Here is a 21,826-nt window from a genome sequence, read left to right on the forward strand (position 1 = left end):
CGGTCGGGCATCCGTCAGTGCTGCCCACTGTAGCAACGGGGTGAAGGAAGTCCAGGGAGGGCTGGCGGTGAGCGGGCGGAGTGGTTATTTCTGCGCTGCGGCCGCCGTCGGGAGGGTGAGGACGTATGTGTAGCCGTTGATCTTGGCGTCGACGCCCGTGCCGCCGGATGCTGGACCGGAGGAGAAGCCGTCCACCAGGAACAGCCGCTGGCCGGTCTGAGCGGCGTGCAGAAACGCCACGACGTTGGTGTATCCGCCTGTCACGGTGAAGCTGACGGGCACCACCGTGAAGTTCTGGGCCGTGATGAGGGGACTGACGACGGGCGGCATCCCGGCGACGGGGACCGGCGCAGCCGTGGCCGTCGGAGCGGGGGTCGGCGTCGCCGACGGCGACGGGGTGGCCGTCGAGGCGGCGGACGAGCCGGTGGAGGCGACGGGGGCCGCCGGTGCTGCCGGGGCTGCGTACGGCTGCCCGTCCGCGATCGCCCAGCCCGAGATCACCACGCCGTTCGCCGCTGCGAAGCCATTGAGCTCGTCCATGAACGCCGCGTTGGCTGACTCGGTCGGCACGGAGGCGGCGAGTGATGCCAGCGTCTTCTTCAGCGCCGGGAGGTTCGCCGAGTCCTTCTTCAGCCGGTCGAGCACGGCGGTGTTCGCCGTGATGGTCTGGTCGACCTGCGCGGTCTGCGTGTCAGCGGCGGCGGCCTGGTCGAGCTGGGGCTGGATGCCGACCACCCAGCCGAGCGCCACGAGGGCGACCATCACGATGACGGAGCCGATCATCCAGAGTCTGGTCTTGTCCATGATCACTTGCCCTTCTGCTCGAAGCGCTTCGCGTAGCGCGTCTGGTCGACGTGGAGGGTGATGGTGACCTTGTACTGACCGGTCGTCGTGTCGAGTGCACCGATGCTCGGCACCACGTCCGCGACGCCCGGGATCTTCTCCAGCTCGCGCACCCAGGCCGTGACGTCGGGGATGGTGGGACTGGAACTGACGGTGGTGACGGTCCCGATCCTGGCCAGCTGCAGCGGGTCGGGAGACTGCTGGTAGATCGCGAGCGGCGACGCGGAGTCCGCCGCGACCGTGTCGAGGGCGACCCCGGCCGGTTGCACGGCGCCCACCTGGTCGAGCAGCGCTTTCCAGTCGATCTCGGTGGACGCGCCCACCCGCTGGGCCGCCTGAGCGAGCGCGACCTCTTTCTGCACATCCCGGACGCCGGTGAACTTCTGCTGCTGGGTGAGCAGGTCGGCGGTGGCGAGCTGGGCTCCGAGGAACCTGGCCTGAGCCGCGACGTTGTAGACGAACGCCCCGCCGATGGCGAGCACGACGGCGAGCAGCACGGCGAGCACGCCCCAGCCGAAGCCGCGGCGGGTGCTCCTGTTCTTCCGTTCGGCTCTGACCTCCGGCGGCAGGAGGTCGACGCGCGGCTCCATGCCGATGTCGAGGCTCTCCGTGCGGCCGGTGGCTTTCGGCGCAGACGCTCTGGTGGCCTTCGGTTCGGCAGGGGCTGTGGGCTTCTTGGGCGCTTTCGGCGCCCTGCGGCCCTTCGTCGCCGGAGCGACCGTCGGCAGCTGCTCCGTCTCCTGGGCGTCCGAGCGCCTCGTCGTGATGCTCATGCTGCGCTCCCGAGTGCGAGGCCGAGCGCCACCGTGAGCGCCGACCGGTTCTGCCGAAGCGCGTCCGCGTTGAGACTCCGCGAGAGGGCGACGGCGTGGAATGGGTCGCCGACGGCGACGGGCAGCCTGGTCATCTCGCTCAGCGCGTCGGTGAGGCCGGGCAGCTGGGCTCCGCCTCCCGTCACGACGAGCCCGCTGACCGGGTTGTTCGGGCGGGTGTTCACGAAATAGCTGACCGTGTTCCGCAGGCTGGTGAGCAGCTCGCTGGTCACGCGGTAGATGATCTCGACCGCCTGCTGCTCCTCGATGGTGGTCACCTGTTTGGCCAGGCCGATCGTCGCCTTGATGCGCTCCGCCTCGCCGAGCTCGACGCCGAGTCCCTCCCGCAACGCCTGGGTCAGCTCCGCTCCCCCGGCCGGGATGATGCGCACGAACTGCGGCACGCCGTCGGTGACCACGACGACGCTCGTCGTGTTCGCGCCGATCTCGATCAGGGCGACGGTGCCGCCGATCCTGGCCCTGCTGATCAGGATGCGGCTGAGCGCGAACGGGATGAGGTCCACATCCACCGTGGTCAGCCCGGCGAGCTGCGTCGCCTTCACGTTGCCGAGCACCGCCTCCTTCACGGCGGCGACGAGCAGGCCGTTCACCACCGGGCCGTTGTCGCTCATGCCCTCAGAGACCGGATAGAAGTCGAGCAGCGCCTCGGCGACCGGCACGGGCAGCATGTCCTGCACCTGGAACGGGAGGGCCTCCCTGATGCGGGTGCGCGACATCCGCGGCACGGTGAGGTCGCGGGCGAGCACCCGCTGGTTGCCCATCCCGAGCACCACGTCTTTGCTCTTGAAGCCGCCCTGCTGCCAGAGCCGCTTGAGGCTCGCGGCGACGGTGTTCGGTTCGAGCACCTCTCCGCGGCTGACGGCGCCCTCCGGCAACGGGACCTCGAAGTGGCGCAGCAGCGTCGGCCGTGCCTTGGCCGGGTCGGCGACCTCCACGGCGCGAACGGTCGAACTTCCGACGTCGATGCCGACGATGCTCGTAGCCATTCGATCTCCTCAGGTTCTTCTATGCGATTCCGAGAAGCGCCAGGTAGGCGCCCCACACTGCGTTGCCGGCGAGGACGCCGATCCAGGCCCCGCCGAGCATCCACGGCCCGAACGGGATGCCGGACCCGCGGCGCGCGCGGCGCGAGACCAGGAGCGCGGTGGCGAACAGGCCGCCGAGCAGGAAGGCGGCGAACGCGCCGACGACGAGAGCGCCCCAGCCGAGGAAGCCGAGGAAGAGGCCGAGGACGCCCGCGAGCTTGACGTCGCCGAACCCCATCCCGCCGGGGGCGATCATCGCGAGGATGAGGTAGACGGCGAACAGTCCTGCGGCGCCGACGACCGCCCGCACCAGCACACCGGGCTCGCCGTTCAGCAGGGCGGCGGCGCCGAGCAGCACGGCGCCCACCGCGTACGAGGGGAGCACGATCGCGTTCGGCAGGCGGTGCGCATCCAGGTCGATCAGCGCGAGGGCGATGCTGATGGCGGAGAGATAGAGGAACGCGACCACGACGAGCACGGCGGCGACGGTGGATGCGGTGCCCACCGGATGCACGGAGCCCGGCCCGGCCCAGAACCACCAGGCGACGAACGCGAACGCCAGCCCGGTCGCCGCCTCGACGAGCGGGTACCGTGCCGAGATCCCGCTGCGGCACGACCGGCACTTGCCGCCGAGGAACAGCCACGACAGCACCGGGATGTTGTCGTACGGCTTGATCTCGGTGCCGCAGCTTCCGCACGCACTCGGCGGCGACACGATCGACCTGCCCGCCGGCACGCGGTAGACGACCACGTTGAGGAAAGAGCCGATCAGCAGGCCGAACACGGCGACGAACCCGACGGCGGCGATGGCGAAGGCGGCGGTCATGAGGTCGGGCCTCCGTTCGAGCGGTACGCCACGGCGACCTCGATCTCGGTGGTCACGTCGTAGGAGGTGGTGCGCGGGGTCGGGAACTTGGGCGGAGGGGAGTTGAGCAGCCTGGTGTCGTAGCTGTAGCGCTTGAGGAAGCCGCTCGACCCGCTGCCCTGGCCGACCGGGCCGCGGAACTCCTGGGCGATGGAACCGGTGACGCAGAGGTAGCCGTACGGGTCGCCGGAGTCGTAGTTCTGCACCTCGAAGCTGTGGTAGTTCGAGAGGATCGCCGCGTTGATCGTGCGGGCGCAGCTCGTGCTCGACGACGAGGCCTCCCAGGTGATCGGGGACGAGGCGGCGTTGCAGCTGCCGCTCGTCCAGTTGCTCGGGCTGGTGCAGACGAGCGGGTTGTACACCCACACCGCCCCGGCGCCGACGAGTCCCAGGATGTCGTGGGCGGCATCCGAGTAGACGAGCTTGCCGGTGATCCAGGCGAAGTGGTCGGCATTGATCGTGATGGCCGAGTGCATGGTGCCCTGGACGAACACGTCGCCCGCCGTGCAGGAGTATGCGGCGGCGGTGGCGACCACCTCGTACTTGAGCGGGTAGTCGAGCCCGTTGCCCGACGACGTCTTGTCGGCTCCGACGCACTTGAAGGTGTTCCCGTTCGGCGACTTGTTCGACGCCCACGAGTTCGGGTCGCTGGTCGCGGTGGGGATGCTCTGAACGTAGATCAGGTTGTTGTAGAGCTGAGACGTCGAGTCGATCGTGATGTCCTGCCCGTTCACCGTGTCCGACAGCGTGCCGGTGTTCGACGTCTTCGTCGGGTCCCCCGGCTTGCCGCAGAACGCCGGGTTCGCGGGAACGCCGGGCCCGGTGGCCGGGTTGCCGACCACCTGGGTCTGCTTGGTCCACGGCGAGATGACGTTCATTTTCGCCACGCCGCCGACGAGTTTGAAGGTGATCTTGGTCGGACCGGTGTACAGGCATCCCGGCTTGGGCACCTTGCCCTGGATGTCGGTGCGCACCTGGTCGAGCTGCTGCTGCGGTGGCGGCATCGTGATCAGGGCGGCGTTGCCGGGGGCACCGGCGTTGAACACCGGGGTGGTGCTGCCGGACGGGCAGTTGTTCGAGCTGTAGAGCTTGCCGGACGAGTCCCTGTTCGGGTTCGCCGTGCTCACCCGCTGTTTGAACGTGCCACCGCAGATGTTGAGCGTGTCGTTGGAGTGGACGGCGCCGTCGAGGGTGTCACCGGTGATGAAGTTGATCAGGCATCCGGAGGTGCGTGCCGTCGTGGACTGCCAGGCGTACGCCTTGGTGCAGGACTTGGAGTTCAGCTGGGGGTCGAGGATCTCGTAGTCGGTGAAGTACACGTAGTTCGTGAAACCGGTCTGCTTGATGTTCGCCACCACGCTGCGGGCGACGGTGTCGACGAGGCCGGTGGCGCGCACGTGCAGGACGCCGGTGCTCGCATACTTCGAGTTGTCCACTTCGTAGCGGAAGGCGGCGTTCGCCGGAAGGCCGTCGCTGAGCGGCACGGCGGCCCAGCGCGCGCCGGCAGCCACGTCGAAGGCGGGGTTGTTGTTCCCGGACGGGAGCGCGACGGTCCCCGCCGAGCCATTGGCGATGGTGAACTTGGATGCGGGGTTGCCGTACTGCTGATAGCTCGGATCGTTGGTGAGCCGGCCCTGGTACTCGGCGATCCCGGCATACGCGGCCGACATCGCCGCATCCCAGTCCTTGTCGTGGTCTGCGCGCACGATGCCGGAGACGGAGAACGTCATCGTCAGCGTCACGAGCAGCAGCAGCACGGACCCGATGCCGATCACCATGGCGAGCGCCACCCCGCGATCGGAGGACGCGGCGCCGAGCCTGCTGCGGAGCAGAGCGCGCATCACGACCCCGATCCGATGTTCGACATCCCGACCGAGTTGGTGAGGGTCACAGCGCTGGCGGCCCCGGTGGGCTGGATCGTGATGCTGATCGTGATGGAGGCGATGGCGGACAGGGTCGTGATCGGCAGGGTCAGCGGGGCGCCCGATGCGTCACGGTAGGTGAAGACCACGCTGCCGGCCGGGATGGAGCCGCAGAGGGTGCGCTTCAGGTTCGGAGTGGGGCTGGTGTTGAAGTCCCAGTGGCCGTTGACGCCGGGCGTGGTGGTCGTCGCGTTCCACTGGCTCTCCACCAGCAGGCCGTTGACCACCGCGAACTGCACCTTCACCGGGCTCTCCGCTCCCGTCAGGTTGACGTAGGCGTAGAACTGGATGGTCGTGGCGGTCGCCGTGATGATGGCCGGGTCGTTCTGCGCGCCGCCCGGCGTAGGGTTGGTCAGCGGATTCGGGGTGGCCGCGCGCACCATGCGGGCCATCTCGTTCATCCCGTTGGAGCCCTGACGGGTGCCGTTGTCGATCGACTGGGCGAGGCTGACGCTGTGGGTGCTCGCGACGAAGAGCGAGCCGGCCAGCGTGGCGATGAGCGCGGCGATGCCCATGGCGATGAGCAGCTCCACCAGCGTGAGGCCCTGGTCGCGCCGCACCCGGCGGATCATGGCAGCCTCGGATCGAGGGTGAAGATGGTGGCGCTCGTCGCGGGCGGGCTGCCGACCGGGCGGGTGATCTTGGAGACGTCGACCAGCGCGGACGACGTCAGCGCGTCGCCCTGGTTGCTGAGTGCGTAGACCATCCACGTGCCGTACGGCAGGGCGATGACCGCCGCGTTGCCCGCCGATTTCGGGTATGTCAGGGTCATGACGTTCGCGGTGGTGGCTGTCGCGCATCCGGGGTCGCCGACAGTGGATGCTGCCACTGCGCTCTTCGCGACCAGCCACTTGCCGGAGACGGCGATGGAGACCACCGGCATGGCGACGACCGCCGCACTCGTCCCGGAGGGAGCGGGGATCGCGTCCGCTCGCGAACCGACGTGCCCGGCCGCGTTCTGCTGCGTCCACTGCTGCGGGTCGACGGACAGACAGGTGGGCTGCGCCCCGGTCGACATGAGGGCGCCCGCGAAGACCTGATACCCGGACCCGAACGGGAAGAGCGGCGTGGTGGCCGTCACCCCGGTGATCGTCGGGACGGTGGTGTAGGGGTCCGACTGCGGAATGTATGTCATCGGGAGATTGGTCGGGATGAGCGTTCCAGCGGCCGCCAGGGTGAGCACAGGGGTCGCGGCCTTGTCGTACTGCATCTCCACCACGGCGGACTGCCCGGCCACGACCGAGACCTTGACGGTCGGCACCTGCACCTGAGAGTTGCTGATCGAGCCATCCCCCGCCTTGCCGACAGTGACGGTGTACGCGCCGGGCGTCACCTTCAGCGCGTAGCTGCAGCCGTCCGCGTCGGTGGACGGCGGCCCCGGTGTGATGGTGGCCGCGGTGTTCGGCGTGATCGTCGCGTCCGGCTTGGCGGTGATCGGGATGTTCGCGACGCCTGCTCCGCTGGCGTTGGTGACGTGCACGAGGATCGTGCCGGACGCCGGATCGTTGACCGGACCGGCCGGGGCGAGCAGCGTGCTGGCCTGCACCGGCTTGGTGCCCGGGCGCATCCCGCCCCAGGAGACGGAGACGTTGAGGGTCTTGTTCTGCAGGATGCCCTGGCTGGTGCCGCAATCGGCGACGGTGCCGGTGCTGGTCACCCACCCGGCGATCTTGGTGATCGTGTATTGCGTGCCGTCGATGGTCTGGGTGACGGTGCCGCTGACGACGGAGAAGACGTCCTTGGCGGAGCGGGCGATGTCGACCTGCTGCGCGGCCAGGTTGGCGGCGACCTCGTTGGCCCTGGACGACCGGGTGAGGGTCATCGACAGGGTGAGGGAGTATGCGACGAGGACGGAGATGATTCCGAAGACCATCATCGCGATGAGGACCTCGATGAGGGTGAAGCCCGACTCGCGGGTCTCTGTGGTGCGGAGCGGGTGGAGCACGGGGGTTCACCTCCCTGGGTCGGGTGTCTGGGAGAGGGGAGGCGGGGTGCCGCGTTAGGAAGCGCGGCACCCCGCCGGGGTGGGGCTACTTGCAGGCGCCGGTCGTGGCGCCATTCGAATCGTCGATGTGGAACAGGCTGCCCGTGCTGCCGACAGCGTCGATGCAGAACGAGGTTGACGTCGGCGTGGAACCGTTCTTGAAGCCGATCGATGTGGTGTCTGCGCTCTGCGTGTATCCGTAGGTGGCGAGGCTCGTCGACGTTCCCTTGTCGAACGTGGGCTTCGGGACGTCGGCGGCCGAGCCCTTGTCGGTGTAGTACGCGACCACGGCGGTCTTGGCGTTCGCCAGGTCGGACTTGACGCCCGCGTCCTTGGCGTTGTTCTGGACCCCGATGTAGATCGGGATGGCGATGGCGGCCAGGATGCCGATGATGATGACCACCACGAGGAGCTCGATCAGGGTGAAGCCCTTCTCGTCCTCTTCGAGCAGGCCCTTGCGGCGAGCGTTCAGCTTGCCCATGAGTCGGAAGTACATTGCAGTTTCCAATCGGTCGGGTAGTGCGGGTCGGGGAGCGTTTGCGAGTGCCGCTCCGGTGATGACCATAATTCCCAGGAGATTTTGAGAAACATCCCACATTTGGGGGGTTTTCAGTCAGATTTCACCCCAGTGTAGGGGGATAAAACGCGTGGAAACCCCTGGTCGGGGGTCACTACTTGACGGCGGAGGCGATGCTGAAAATGGGCAGGTAGAGGGCCACGACCATGCCGCCGATGATCACGCCGAGGAAGGCGATCATGAGCGGTTCGATCATCGCGGTGAGCTGCTCCGTCGCCGCCTCGACCTCCTGCTCGTAGAAGTCGGCGATCTTGTTGAGCATGGATTCGAGCGAGCCGGCGTCCTCGCCGACCGCGATCATCTGCGTCACCATCGCAGGGAACACCGGCTGTTTGGCCAGTGGGGCCGCGATCGACTCGCCCTGCCGCACGGACTCGGCGACCTCCTCCAGCGCGTTCTGGATCACCCAGTTGCCAGAGGTCTCCCCCACGATCCTGAGGGCTTGCAGGATCGGCACACCCGCGCTGATCATGTTGGCGAAGTTGCGGCTGAACCGGGCGATGGCGATCTTCTTCAGCAATGAGCCGAAGACGGGCAGCTTGAGCTTGACCGGATCGACCTTGCGCCGCACGGACTCGTCGTTCTTGTGCCTTCCCCACCAGACCGCGAAGACGATGCCGCCCACGAGCAGCACCGGCGCTATCCAGACCATCGCGTGCGAGAGCTGCACCAGGATCTCTGTGGGCAGCGGGAGCTGGCTGCCCATGCTGGAGAACATCTTCTCGAAGATCGGGACGACGAACAGCAGCATCACCACGACGGAGACGACAGACATCAGCAGCACGATCACCGGGTAGGTCAGCGCCGACTTGATCGAGGACTTGAGCTTGACCTCCTTCTCGAAGTTCGACGCGACCGCTTCCAGCGCGTCGTCGAGGAAGCCGCCCGTCTCGCCGGCGCGCACCATGTTGATCATGAGCGGAGGGAACAGGTCGGCGTGCTTGCGCATGGCCTCGGAGGTCGAGACGCCGGACTCCACCTGGTCGCGCACCTCGGAGAGCACGGCCTGCAGCTTCTTGTTCGGCGTCTGCTCGGCCAGGATGTTCAGGGTGCGCAGCAGGGACAGCCCGGAGGCGATCATGGTCGCCATCTGCCTGCTCATCACGGCGAGCTCTTTGAGCTTCACCCCCGAGCCGAAGCTGATGTTGATGTCGCGGTTGAGTCCCGTGCCTCCCGGGGACTCGGCGATCGACACGGGCGAGAGGCCCATCGTCCTGAGCCGGGCTGCGACGGCGGCCTCGCTCGTCGCATCCACCCGGCCTTTGACGATCTTGCCGTCGGCGTCTCTGCCCTTGTACGCGTATGCGGTGCTTGCGGGCATGGCTCTACCTCACGGTTCCTGAGTATGTGTCGCCGAAGTCCGGCCCGCTGGATGCGATGGCCATCGCCGAGGAGTCTGTCGGAGACTCCGCGCGCTGGATGAGTCTGGTGATGCCTTCCACGTCGTGGGCCTTGTCCATGGCCGCCTTGCGGGTGATCTGGCCGGAGTTGACGAGGTCGGCGAGGTGCTGGTCCATCGTGCGCATCCCGGAGTCGCGGCCCGCCTGCATCATCGAGGCGATCTGGTAGGTCTTGCCCTCGCGGATGAGGTTGGCGACGGCGGGGGTCATCATCAGGATCTCGGTGGCCACCACGCGGCCGCGGCCGTTCGCCCGCTTCACCAGGGTCTGGCAGACCACGCCCTGCAGGGTGGCGGCGAGCTGGGCGCGCACCTGGTCCTGCTGGTGCGGAGGGAACACGTCGATGACGCGGTCGATGGTCTGCGGCGCATCCTGGGTGTGCAGGGTGGCGAAGACCAGGTGGCCGGTCTCGGCGGCGGTGAGTGCGACGGAGATGGTCTCCAGGTCGCGGAGCTCGCCGATCAGGATGACGTCGGGGTCCTGGCGCAGGACGTGCTTGAGGGCCGCACCGAAGCTGTGGGTGTCGTGCCCGACCTCGCGCTGGTTGACGATCGACTTCTTGTGGGTGTGCATGAACTCGATCGGGTCCTCGACCGTCACGATGTGGTCTGCGCGCGTGGTGTTGACCAGGTCGATGAGGGCGGCGAGGGTGGTCGACTTGCCGGAGCCCGTCGGGCCGGTGACCAGCACGAGACCGCGCGGCAGCTGCGAGAACGAGCCGACGGCATCCGGGACGCCGAGCTCGTGCAGCTGCTTGATCTCGGTCGGGATGAGTCGGAACGCGGCCCCGACGGAGCCGCGCTGCTGGTAGACGTTGACGCGGAAACGGGAGTTGGCGGAGATGGTGAACGCGAAGTCGAGTTCGAGCTCCCGGTCGAAGACCTCGCGCTGCCGGTCGGTGAGGAGACTGGTGAGCGCCGCCCTGGTGCGGTCGTGGTTCCACGGGGTCACGGAGCCCGCCGGCCGCAGGCTGCCGTCGACGCGCACCATCGGCGCCGTCCCGACGGTGACGTGCAGGTCGGACGCGCCCTGGTAGACCACCTCGTGCAGCGCCGCAACCAGCTCGGCGTCCGCGCGTTCGAGCGCTTCGCGCTCCACGGTGGTGAGCGTCTCGTCGATGGGCTCCGGCTCGTGCGGGTGCAGGGCGACGGAAAGCACGGGCTCGGGGAGCGGGTCGGCGGCGCGACGCCCGGACGGGACGAGCCGCTGCACCGGATACGCGTCGTCGACCGCGGGGAACGGGACGGTGGGAATCGCGGCCGTGGGCGGCACGGCGACCGGCGGGGCGAGCACGGGCGGCGGCAGCAGCGGCGTGCCATCCCCCGGCGCCCAGCCTCCGGCCGTCGAGCCCGGTGGGGTCACCGGGATCTCGTACACCGGCTTCTGCTCCGGCGGGGGAAAGCCGCCCCAACTCGTGTCGTTGCTCGCATCCGATGCCATGAGCCCTCCTAGGCCACCACTCGCAGGATCTCTTCCACCGAGGTCAGGCCGAGTCTGGCCTTCTCCCAGCCGTCTTCGCGCAGGGTGAGCATCCCCTGCTCCCGTGCCGCCCGGCCGATCTCGGCACTGGATGCCCGGCCGACGGCGAGCCGCTCGATCTCCTCGCTCACCGCCATCACCTCGTGCACGGCGATGCGACCCCGGTAGCCCGTGTTCGAGCAGGTGGGGCAGCCGACGGGCACGAACACCTGCGGCGGCTGCTGGTCGGCGGACACCGGGAACCGGAGCCGCTGCAGGTCGTCGACCGAGTAGACGGCCGGCTGCTTGCAGCGGTCGCAGAGCCTGCGCGCGAGACGCTGGGCGACCACGCAGTCCAGGGCGGAACCCACCAGGAACGGCTCGATGTCCATCTCGGTGAGGCGGGTTACGGCGCTCGGGGCGTCGTTGGTGTGCAGGGTCGACAGCACGAGGTGGCCGGTCAGCGACGCCTCGATGGCGATCTGCGCCGTCTCGTGGTCGCGGATCTCGCCGAGGAGGACCACATCCGGGTCGCTGCGCAGGATGCTGCGGAGCGCGCTGGCGAACGTGAGTCCCGCCTTCGGGTTCACTTGCACCTGGTTGATGCCCGCCATCCGGTACTCCACCGGGTCCTCGACCGTGATGACGTTGATCTCCGGTCGCGCGACGGCGTTGAGCGTCGTGTACAGCGTGGTCGACTTGCCGGAGCCGGTCGGGCCGGTGACCAGGATCATCCCGTACGGCTTCGAATAGGAGGCTCGGTACGTCTCGAAGTTGCGCTCCAGCAGATTGAGGTCGCGCAGCGTCATCCCGGTGTTGGTGTTGTCCAGGATGCGCATGACGACCTTCTCGCCCCACACCGTCGGCAGCGTCGCGACGCGCAGGTCGATCTGGCGGCCGCCGTGCACGACCGACATGCGGCCGTCCTGCGGTTTGCGCCGCTCGGCGATGTCGATGTCGCTCATGATCTTGAGGCGCGAGATGACACCGTTCTGGATGCTCTTGGGCGCGCTCTGCATGGCGTGCAGCACCCCGTCGATCCTGTACCGCACGCGCACGTCGTGCTCGGCCGGCTCGATGTGGATGTCGGAGGCGTGATCCTGGATGGCCTGGCTCACCAGCAGGTTCACGAACCGGACGATGGGGGCGTCGTCGTCGCTCGACTCGGCGATGGTGAGGCTGGAATCGTCCGGGGTCGCCGACTCCTCCTCGAGCGTGGTGGTGAGGTCGCTCAGCTCGTCGTCCGCGCGGATGTACCTGTCGATCGCGGTGAGCAGGTCGCCGAGCTCCGCGACGGCGGGGGCGACGTTCATCCGGGCGGCCGCGCGCACGTCGTCGATGGCGAACACGTTTCCCGGGTCGGCCATCGCGAGGATCACGGTGCCGTCGGCGGTCCCGATCGGCAGGACGGAGTGGCGGCGGCAGATCGCGCCGGTCACCAGCGAGACGGCGGTGCGGTCCACCGGGTAGTCGCCGAGCTCCACGAACGGGAGGCCGGACTGGGCTGCGCGGGCGCGGGCCAGCTGCGTCGCGCTGATGGCGCCGCGCGCGAGCAGGTCGCGCACAGCGGCCTCATCGGCTGTCGGCTCGCTCGTCACCGTGTCGAGATACTCGATCGGCAGATGGCCGTGCAGGATCAGGATTTCCGTCATCGACGCCACGGGAGCCTCCTCGCAAGGACGATGCCGGGGCGGGTCGGGTGTCTCGGCAGATGCGGCGGTACTGCAATATCACTTCTTCGGGTGAAGCGATGTCACACTATTCGCGCGTGTCACACACGCACCACTCCCACCTACAGGTGCCACACACCTGGGGGTCAGACGAAGTTCAGCGGCGGCGGATGTCCGCGCGCCGCGAAGCGAGGTAGACGAGCACGCCCGCGATCACCGCGGAACCCATCGTGGTGATCCAGAACGGCAGCGTGCTCGCGGCATGGCCGGTCGTGGCCTGCACGATTCCGATCAGGAAGCTCCCCACGGCGACGACCAGCAGTGCCACCGCGACACCGACCATCGCGCGGCCGGTCGAGTCGGTGTATTCGAGGAGGTGACGCCACATGCATCCATTGTCGCGCATCCCGCTGGGTCGGCCGTCCACGCCCACAAACGAGGACGGCCCCCGGTGCCGAAGCACCGGGGGCCGTCCGTCGTACGGAATCGCTTTAGTTGTACGTTCCCGGGGTGTAGTCGTCCGAGCTGAAGCTGTCGAAGTCGACGAAGCTCAGGTCGTTCTCGCTGAAGGCCGAGTCGTCGGCGAAGATGCGGTTGGGGTACCGCTCCGCCTTCGCCTCTTCCGTGGCCTCGACCGTCACGTTGCGGTAGCGAGCCAGGCCGGTACCGGCCGGGATCAGCTTTCCGATGATGACGTTCTCCTTGAGGCCGATCAGCGGGTCGGACTTGCCCTCCATGGCCGCCTGCGTCAGGACGCGGGTGGTCTCCTGGAAGGACGCGGCCGACAGCCACGACTCGGTCGCGAGGGAAGCCTTGGTGATACCCATGACCTCCTGGCGAGCCGACGCGGTCTTCTTGCCCTCGGTGAGAGTGGCGCGGTTGACCTCGTTGTACTTCGAGCGGTCGACCAGCTCGCCGGGCAGCAGGTCGGTGTCGCCGTGCTCGACGACGGTGACCTTGCGCAGCATCTGGCGGACGATGACCTCGATGTGCTTGTCGTGGATCGGAACACCCTGCGAGCGGTAGACGCCCTGCACACCACCGACGAGGTGCTTCTGCACCTCACGGACACCCTTGACGCGAAGAACTTCCTTCGGGTCGACGGCGCCGACGATGATCTGCGTTCCGAGCTCGACGTGCTGGCCGTCCTCGACGAGGAGGGTCGAACGCTTGAGCACCGGGTAGACGTGCGGCTCGTCGCCGTTGTCCGGGGTCAGGATGACCTTGCGGCTGCGCTCCGTGTCCTCGATGGTGATGCGTCCTGCTGCCTCGGCGATCGGGGAAGCACCCTTGGGGGTACGAGCTTCGAACAGCTCCTGCACGCGGGGAAGACCCTGCGTGATGTCGTCAGCGGATGCGGAACCACCGGTGTGGAACGTACGCATGGTCAGCTGGGTTCCCGGCTCACCGATCGACTGGGCCGCGATGATGCCGACGGCCTCTCCGATGTCGACGAGCTTTCCGGTCGCGAGCGAGCGGCCGTAGCAGGCCGCACACACACCGACGGCCGACTCACAGGTGAGCACGGAGCGCACCTTGATGTCGGTGACACCGGCGGCGACCAGCTTGTCGATGAGGACGTCTCCGACGTCGTCACCGGCCTTCGCCACGACGGTTCCCTCCGGCGAGACAGCGTCGGCGGCGAGGGTACGGGCGAACACCGAGTTCTCCACGTTCGCGTCGCGCACCAGCACGCCGTCGGCGCCGGCCTCGGCGATCGGAAGGTCGAGACCCTTGGTCGTGCCACAGTCGTCCTCACGGATGATGACGTCCTGCGACACGTCCACCAGACGACGCGTCAGGTAGCCCGAGTCCGCCGTACGGAGAGCCGTGTCGGCCAGACCCTTACGGGCACCGTGCGTCGCGATGAAGTACTCCGCCACCGACAGACCCTCGCGGTACGAGGAAATGATCGGACGGGGGATGATCTCACCCTTCGGGTTGTTCACCAGACCACGCATACCGGCGATGTTGCGCACCTGCAGCCAGTTACCACGGGCACCGGAGGTGACCATGCGGTTGATGGTGTTGTCCGCTGGGAAGTTGGCGCGCATGGCCTCTGCGACCTCGTTGGTCGCTTCGGTCCAGATCTTCACCAGTTCCTGACGACGCTCGAGGTCGGTCGTGAGACCCTTCTCGAACTCGGCAGTGACCTTGGCGGCCTTCTTCTCGTAGCCGGCAACGATCTGCGGCTTGTTCGGCGGCGTCAGGATGTCGCTCAGCGACACCGTCACACCGGACCGGGTGGCCCAGTAGAAACCGGCGTCCTTGATGCGGTCCAGTGCTGCTGCGACCTCCACCTTCGGGTAGCGCTCCGCGAGGGCGTTGACGATCGAGGAGATCACGCCCTTGTCAGCGACCTCGTCGACGAACGGGTAGTCCGCCGGCAGCGCCTCGTTGAAGAGGGCGCGGCCGAGGGTCGTCTCGACGATGGCGGTGACACCCTCGGTGCCGGTCTCGTTCGCGTCGGAGGGCACGTAGTCCTCGAGACGGATCTTGACCTTGGCGTTGAGGTGCAGCGAACCCTGGTCCTTGGCGAGGATCGCCTCGGAGACCGACGAGAACGCGCGCCCCTCGCCCTCGGCGCCTTCGCGCACGGTGGTGAGGTGGTGCAGACCGATGATCATGTCCTGCGAGGGCAGGGTGACCGGACGGCCGTCCGACGGCTTCAGGATGTTGTTCGACGCGAGCATCAGGATGCGGGCCTCGGCCTGAGCCTCGACCGACAGCGGCAGGTGGACAGCCATCTGGTCGCCGTCGAAGTCCGCGTTGAACGCGGCACACACGAGCGGGTGCAGCTGGATGGCCTTGCCCTCGACGAGCTGAGGCTCGAACGCCTGGATGCCGAGACGGTGCAGGGTGGGTGCACGGTTCAGCAGCACGGGGCGCTCGCGGATGATCTCCTCGAGCACGTCCCAGACCTGCGGACGCGAACGCTCGACCATGCGCTTGGCCGCCTTGATGTTCTGAGCGTGGCTCAGGTCGATCAGGCGCTTGATCACGAACGGCTTGAACAGCTCCAGCGCCATCTGCTTGGGCAGACCACACTGGTGCAGCTTGAGCTGCGGGCCGACGATGATGACCGAACGGCCGGAGTAGTCGACGCGCTTTCCGAGCAGGTTCTGACGGAAACGACCCTGCTTGCCCTTCAGCATGTCGCTGAGGGACTTGAGGGCACGGTTGCCGGTGCCGGTGACGGGACGACCGCGGCGGCCGTTGTCGAACAGTGCGTCGACGGCCTCCTGCAGCATCCGCTTCTCGTTGTTCACGATGATCTCGGGAGCCCCGAGGTCGAGCAGACGACGCAGACGGTTGTTGCGGTTGATCACGCGGCGGTACAGGTCGTTCAGGTCGCTGGTCGCGAAGCGGCCACCGTCGAGCTGCACCATCGGGCGCAGCTCCGGCGGGATGACCGGGACGACATCCAGGACCATCGCAGCAGGCGAGTTGCCCGTGGCGAGGAACGAGGAGACGACGCGCAGACGCTTGATCGCGCGGATCTTCTTCTGTCCCTTGCCGTTCGCGATCTGGTCGCGGAGCAGCTCGGCCTCAGCGGCCAGGTCGAACGCGAGCAGGCGACGCTTGATCGCCTCGGCTCCCATGTACGCCTCGAAGTACAGCCCGAAGCGGTCGACCAGCTCGTTGAAGTCCGCGTCCTCCGGCTTGAGGTCGCCGACCTTGAGGGTGCGGAAGGACTCCCACACACGCTCGAGACGGGCGATGTCCTCGTCGTAGGACTTGCGGATCTGGCCCATTTCCTTCTCGGCCGTGTCCTTGACGCGACGCTTCTGGTCGGCCTTGGCGCCTTCCTCCTCCAGTGCGGCGAGGTCGGTCTCCAGGCGCTGCAGACGGTCCGCGATGCGGCTGTCGCGCTGGTCGGACAGGGTCTTGATCTCGAGACGGAGCTCGTTCTCAAGGCCGGGCATGTCGGCGTGACGGCCCTCTTCGTCGACCTCGATCACCATGTATGCGGCGAAGTAGATGACCTTCTCGAGGTCCTTCGGCGCCATGTCGAGCAGGTAGCCGAGGCGCGAGGGAACACCCTTGAAGTACCAGATGTGGGTCACGGGAGCAGCGAGCTCGATGTGGCCCATGCGCTCGCGGCGGACGGAGGACTTGGTGACCTCCACGCCACAGCGCTCACAGACGATGCCCTTGAAGCGCACGCGCTTGTACTTACCGCACGAGCACTCCCAGTCACGGCTCGGCCCGAAGATCTGCTCTCCGAAGAGGCCGTCCTTCTCGGGCTTCAGCGTGCGGTAGTTGATGGTCTCGGGCTTCTTGACCTCGCCGTACGACCAACGACGGATGTCGTCAGCAGTGGCCAGGCCGATACGCAGTTCATCGAACGTTGTTGCGTCGATCAATTTTCCTTCTTTCCTGGAAAAAGTGTGTCAGTAGGTCTGGCGGCTTAGATCTCGTCGATCGACGACGACTCGAAGCGCGAGGAGATGTTGATGCCGAGCTCTTCCGCAGCGCGGAACGCTTCGTCGTCCGCGTCGCGCAGGCTGACCTGCTGACCGTCGGCCGAGAGCACCTCGACGTTCAGGCACAGCGACTGCATCTCCTTGATGAGGACCTTGAAGGACTCCGGGATGCCCGGCTCCTGGATGTTCTCGCCCTTGACGATTGCCTCGTAGACCTTGACGCGACCGAGGATGTCATCCGACTTGATGGTCAGGAGCTCCTGCAGGGCGTACGCGGCACCGTATGCCTCGAGCGCCCACACCTCCATCTCACCGAATCGCTGTCCACCGAACTGCGCCTTACCACCGAGCGGCTGCTGGGTGATCATCGAGTACGGTCCGGTCGAACGCGCGTGGATCTTGTCGTCGACCAGGTGGTGCAGCTTCAGGATGTACATGTAGCCGACCGAAACGGGGTCAGGGTACGGCTCGCCGGAGCGGCCGTCGAACAGCTGGGTCTTGCCGGAGCCGCCGATGAGCCGGTCGCCGTCACGGGTGACGGTGGTCGAGTCGAGCAGACCGGCGATCTCCTCCTCCTTGGCACCGTCGAACACCGGGGTGGCGACCTTGGTGTTCGGGGCGGCGGAGAACGCAGCCTCAGGGAGCTCTGCAGCCCACTTCGGCTTGCCCTTGACCTCCCAGCCGTTCTTCGCGATCCAGCCGAGGTGGATCTCGAGGACCTGACCGAAGTTCATTCGACCGGGGACACCCAGCGGGTTGAGGATGACGTCGACCGGGGTTCCGTCCGCGAGGAACGGCATGTCCTCGACCGGCAGGATCTTGGAGATGACACCCTTGTTGCCGTGACGGCCGGCGAGCTTGTCACCAGCGGTGATCTTGCGCTTCTGGGCGATGTAGACCACGACACGCTGGTTGACGCCGGAGCCGAGCTCGTCGTCGCCGTCCTGCGAGTCGAAGACCTTGACACCGATGATCGTGCCCTCTTCACCGTGGGGAACCTTGAGCGAGGTGTCGCGCACCTCGCGGCTCTTCTCGTTGAAGATCGCGCGGAGCAGACGCTCCTCGGCCGAGAGCTCGGTCTCGCCCTTCGGCGTGACCTTTCCGACCAGGATGTCGCCGGGACGAACCTCGGCGCCGATGCGGATGATGCCGCGCTCGTCGAGGTCGGCCAGGAGGTCCGGGCTGACGTTCGGCAGGTCGCGGGTGATCTCTTCCTTGCCCAGCTTGGTGTCGCGGGCGTCGACCTCGTACTCCTCGATGTGGATCGAGGAGAGGGTGTCGTCCTTCACCAGGTTCTGGCTCAGGATGATCGCGTCCTCGTAGTTGTGACCCTCCCACGGCATGAACGCGACGAGCAGGTTCTTGCCGAGCGCCAGCTCACCGTTCTCGGTGGCTGGGCCGTCGGCGATGACCTCGCCTGCTTCGATCCTGTCGCCCTCGGAGACGATGACGCGGTGGTTGTACGACGTGCCCTGGTTGGAGCGGTCGAACTTGCGCAGGTAGTAGGTCTTCGTGCCGCCCTCGTCGAGCTGGATGGTGACGGCGTCAGCCGACACCTCCGACACGACTCCGGCCTTGTCGTTGATGAGCACGTCACCGGCGTCGATGGCCGCGTAGCCCTCCATACCGGTTCCGACGAGCGGGCTCTCCGAACGGACGAGCGGCACAGCCTGACGCTGCATGTTCGCACCCATGAGGGCGCGGTTCGCGTCGTCGTGCTCGAGGAACGGGATGAGCGAGGTCGCGACAGAAACCATCTGGCGCGGCGACACATCCATGTAGCCGATCTCGTCTGCGGGGATCAGGTCGACCTCTCCACCCTTCTGACGTGCCAGGACGCGGTCTTCCGCGAAGTGGCTGTCAGCGGTCAGCGGAGCGTTGGCCTGGGCGACGATGTAGTCGTCCTCCTCGCTCGCCGTGAGGTAGTCGATCTGGTCGGTGACTTTGCCGCCGACGACCTTGCGGTACGGCGTCTCGATGAAACCGAACGAGTTGATCCGCGCGAACGATGCGAGCGAACCGATCAGGCCGATGTTCGGGCCTTCCGGGGTCTCGATCGGGCACATGCGGCCGTAGTGCGACGGGTGGACGTCACGGACCTCGACGCCGGCGCGCTCGCGGCTCAGACCACCGGGGCCGAGGGCCGAGAGGCGGCGCTTGTGGGTCAGACCCGCGAGCGGGTTGTTCTGGTCCATGAACTGCGACAGCTGGCTCGTTCCGAAGAACTCCTTGATCGCGGCGACGACGGGGCGCACGTTGATCAGGGTCTGCGGCGTGATGGCCTCGATGTCCTGCGTGGTCATGCGCTCGCGGACGACGCGCTCCATGCGGGACAGACCCGTGCGGACCTGGTTCTGGATGAGCTCGCCGACGGCGCGGATGCGACGGTTGCCGAAGTGGTCGATGTCGTCGACGTCGAGACGGATCTCGACCGGCTCACCGTTGCGGACGCCGTTGAAGGTGGTGCGGCCGTCGTGCAGCGCGACGAGGTACTTGATCGTGGCCAGGATGTCCTGGACGGTGAGCACGGAGTCGCTGAGCGGGGCGTCGAGCCCGAGCTTGCGGTTGATCTTGTAACGGCCGACCTTCGCGAGGTCGTAGCGCTTCGGGTTGAAGTAGAAGTTGTCGAGGAGCGCACGCGCAGCCTCGGCAGCGACCTGCTCGCCCGGACGCAGCTTGCGGTAGATGTCCTTGAGCGCCTCCTCCTTGGTGAGGATGGCGTCCTTCTCGAGCGTGAGCTCGATCGACTGGTACCCGGCGAACTCCGAGAGGATCTCCTCGGAGGTGAGGCCGAGGGCCTTGAGGAACACCGTGACCGACTGCTTGCGCTTGCGGTCGATGCGGACACCGACCTGGTCGCGCTTGTCGATCTCGAACTCGAGCCATGCACCACGGCTCGGGATGACGCGTGCAGAGTAGATGTCCTTGTCGGACGTCTTCTCTGGCGTGCGCTCGAAGTAGACGCCGGGGCTGCGGACGAGCTGCGACACGACGACACGCTCGGTGCCGTTGATGACGAAGGTGCCCTTCTCGGTCATCAGGGGGAAGTCGCCCATGAAGACGGTCTGCGTCTTGATCTCACCGGTGAGGTGATTCATGAACTCGGCTTCGACGTAGAGAGGAGCGGAGTAGGTCTTACCCTTCTCCTTGCACTCGTCGATCGAGTACTTCTTCTCTTCGAGGAAGGGGTTGGTGAAGGAGAGCTGCATCGTCTCACCGAGGTCTTCGATGGGAGAGATCTCCTCGAAGATCTCCTCGAGACCGGTGTTGCTCGGCAGATCCTGTCGACCCTGCTCCTGGGCTTCGGCGACGCGAGCCTTCCACGCGTCGTTTCCGACCAGCCAGTCGAAGCTCTCGGTCTGCAGTGCGAGCAGATCCGGAACGGTGAGGGTGTCAGTGATCTTTGCGAACGAGAGACGAGATGCGTTTCGTCCGTTCTTGGGTGTCTTGTCAGTGTTGGTTGCGTTGCGCGCAGCAGCCAAGGAAATAACCTCCGTGGGCCCCGTCGGGCCTCAGTTACTGTCTGTCAGTGTGTGTACTGTATGGACGAGAACTCCCAGGGGATCGTGCTGGCGCCCATCTGACCTGTGAACCAGGCCCAGGCGCGCACGGAAGATAAGCAAGGCCGACCGCAATATGAAGGCAGATGTTTGTCTGGGAGCGCAAAAGACAACTATATGTCAAATGGACGCGCCGTGTCCACTCTTTTCTTGACCCGACGCGCATCCTTGCGGTATAACCCGCGAAGGCTCTGCGATATTTCCGCGGAACGACGCGGATTTAGCCCGTCGGAAGCGAGTCGACCGTCGCCAGAATCGCCTCTTCGCGCGACCGCGGAGACCAGCCGAGCACCCGTTCCGCCTTGGCAGCGGACGCCCGGCGCACCACGCCGACGTCCGGGAGCGACCCCCGCACGGTGCGGCTGAACGGCGCCAGCGCCTTCAGTGCCCAGTCCGGCATCGTCTTGGTCGTGATGCGGGCTCCGCCTTCTCCGAGGTGGCCCCGGATGAGGAGGGCGACCTCCTGGGCGCTCATCACGTCGCCGGAGATGGCGAGGAAGCGCTGACCGGCCGCCTCCTGCCTGGTCATCGCGAGCAGGTGCAGCGCCGCGACGTCGCGCACGTCGACGATGCCGAAGCTGACGTTCGGCAGGCGAGGGAGCCGCCCATCCCGAACAGCCTTGATCAGCTGGACCGAGCTGGAGTAGTCGTGGCCGAGCACGGGACCGAGGATGCCGACCGGGTTGACGGTCGCCAGTTCGAGCGCCACTCCCTCGCGCTGGACGAAATCCCAGGCGGCGCGCTCGGCGAGCGTCTTGGACTTCACGTACGCGCTCACGGGAACGCCGCTGTCGAGGTCGGTCCAGTCGTCCTCGGTGAACGGGCGGTCCGTCGGCGGGTGGCCGTAGCCGATCGCGGCGAACGAGGAGGTGAGCACGACCCGCTGCACGCCGGCATCCCGTGCGGCACGCAGCACGCGGAGGGCGCCGTCGCGGGCAGGCACGATGAGCTCGTTCTCGTCCTTGGGCTGCGTCGCCGGGAACGGGGAGGCGACGTGCAGCACGACGTCGCAACCGGCGACGGCCTCCGCCCAGCCGGCGTCGGCGGTGAGGTCGGCGACGGCGAAGGTCAGCCTGTCGCCTCCCGCATCCTCCAGGCCGCCCGCGACCAGTTGCGAACGGACGTCGGCGGCACGAGCCGGCGTGCGGATGGTCGTGCGCACCTCGTATCCGGCCTGCAGCGCCTGCAGCACGCAGGTGGCGCCGACGAAGCCGGAGCCTCCGGTGACGAGCACTCGTTGTGTCATGCGGCCCATCCTCCTC

The 21,826-nt window shown here is 67.1% G+C and carries 15 protein-coding genes; all 15 read right to left on the reverse strand.

What is annotated here, in order from left to right; genetic code table 11:
- Nucleotides 1-84: 84 nt before the first annotated feature.
- On the reverse strand, nucleotides 85-804 hold the full coding sequence (locus HF024_RS15000; RefSeq protein WP_168690053.1) for a hypothetical protein: 720 nt from the start codon (nucleotides 802-804) through the stop codon (nucleotides 85-87).
- A 2-nt stretch (nucleotides 805-806) separates the two neighbouring features.
- Nucleotides 807-1,616 (reverse strand): hypothetical protein, encoded by an 810-nt coding sequence (locus HF024_RS15005; RefSeq protein ID WP_168690054.1) that lies wholly within the window; start codon nucleotides 1,614-1,616, stop codon nucleotides 807-809.
- A complete protein-coding gene (pilM, locus tag HF024_RS15010; protein WP_085368833.1) occupies nucleotides 1,613-2,662 on the reverse strand; it encodes a type IV pilus assembly protein PilM in 1,050 nt (349 codons plus the stop codon). Before pilM ends, HF024_RS15005 begins: the two co-directional genes overlap by 4 nt.
- Nucleotides 2,663-2,681: 19 nt before the next feature.
- Nucleotides 2,682-3,527: an A24 family peptidase gene (locus HF024_RS15015; RefSeq protein WP_168690055.1), complete on the reverse strand. Its 846-nt coding sequence runs from the start codon at nucleotides 3,525-3,527 to the stop codon at nucleotides 2,682-2,684.
- On the reverse strand, nucleotides 3,524-5,410 hold the full coding sequence (locus tag HF024_RS15020; protein ID WP_168690056.1) for a hypothetical protein: 1,887 nt from the start codon (nucleotides 5,408-5,410) through the stop codon (nucleotides 3,524-3,526). Before HF024_RS15020 ends, HF024_RS15015 begins: the two co-directional genes overlap by 4 nt.
- A complete protein-coding gene (locus tag HF024_RS15025) occupies nucleotides 5,407-6,048 on the reverse strand; it encodes a type II secretion system protein (RefSeq protein WP_168690057.1) in 642 nt (213 codons plus the stop codon). The genes HF024_RS15020 and HF024_RS15025 overlap by 4 nt, the downstream gene beginning before the upstream one ends.
- Before the next feature lie 8 nt (nucleotides 6,049-6,056).
- Nucleotides 6,057-7,433: a type II secretion system protein gene (locus HF024_RS15030; protein WP_168690058.1), complete on the reverse strand. Its 1,377-nt coding sequence runs from the start codon at nucleotides 7,431-7,433 to the stop codon at nucleotides 6,057-6,059.
- A gap of 85 nt (nucleotides 7,434-7,518) precedes the next feature.
- On the reverse strand, nucleotides 7,519-7,968 hold the full coding sequence (locus HF024_RS19995; protein WP_168690059.1) for a prepilin-type N-terminal cleavage/methylation domain-containing protein: 450 nt from the start codon (nucleotides 7,966-7,968) through the stop codon (nucleotides 7,519-7,521).
- A gap of 175 nt (nucleotides 7,969-8,143) precedes the next feature.
- Nucleotides 8,144-9,370, reverse strand: a complete 1,227-nt coding sequence (locus HF024_RS15040) for a type II secretion system F family protein (RefSeq protein ID WP_168690060.1) — start codon at nucleotides 9,368-9,370, stop codon at nucleotides 8,144-8,146.
- Nucleotides 9,371-9,374: 4 nt separating this feature from the next.
- A complete protein-coding gene (locus tag HF024_RS15045) occupies nucleotides 9,375-10,889 on the reverse strand; it encodes a type IV pilus twitching motility protein PilT (protein ID WP_281727769.1) in 1,515 nt (504 codons plus the stop codon).
- A gap of 8 nt (nucleotides 10,890-10,897) precedes the next feature.
- The gene (locus HF024_RS15050; RefSeq protein WP_168690061.1) at nucleotides 10,898-12,568 is read right to left on the reverse strand and encodes an ATPase, T2SS/T4P/T4SS family; all 1,671 of its coding nucleotides are present in this window, start codon (nucleotides 12,566-12,568) and stop codon (nucleotides 10,898-10,900) included.
- A gap of 166 nt (nucleotides 12,569-12,734) precedes the next feature.
- Nucleotides 12,735-12,965 (reverse strand): hypothetical protein, encoded by a 231-nt coding sequence (locus HF024_RS15055; protein WP_168690062.1) that lies wholly within the window; start codon nucleotides 12,963-12,965, stop codon nucleotides 12,735-12,737.
- Nucleotides 12,966-13,068: 103 nt separating this feature from the next.
- A complete protein-coding gene (locus HF024_RS15060; RefSeq protein WP_168690063.1) occupies nucleotides 13,069-16,944 on the reverse strand; it encodes a DNA-directed RNA polymerase subunit beta' in 3,876 nt (1,291 codons plus the stop codon).
- Nucleotides 16,945-16,988: 44 nt separating this feature from the next.
- Nucleotides 16,989-20,486 carry a DNA-directed RNA polymerase subunit beta gene (gene rpoB / locus HF024_RS15065; RefSeq protein ID WP_085368842.1) on the reverse strand — a complete coding sequence of 1,166 codons (3,498 nt, stop codon included), beginning with the start codon at nucleotides 20,484-20,486 and terminating at the stop codon, nucleotides 16,989-16,991.
- Between the two features lie 298 nt (nucleotides 20,487-20,784).
- Nucleotides 20,785-21,810, reverse strand: coding sequence for an aldehyde reductase (locus HF024_RS15070; RefSeq protein WP_247597134.1), 1,026 nt, complete (start codon nucleotides 21,808-21,810; stop codon nucleotides 20,785-20,787).
- Nucleotides 21,811-21,826 lie beyond the last annotated feature (16 nt).

The organism is Leifsonia sp. PS1209 (assembly GCF_012317045.1).
Taxonomy (GTDB): domain Bacteria; phylum Actinomycetota; class Actinomycetes; order Actinomycetales; family Microbacteriaceae; genus Leifsonia.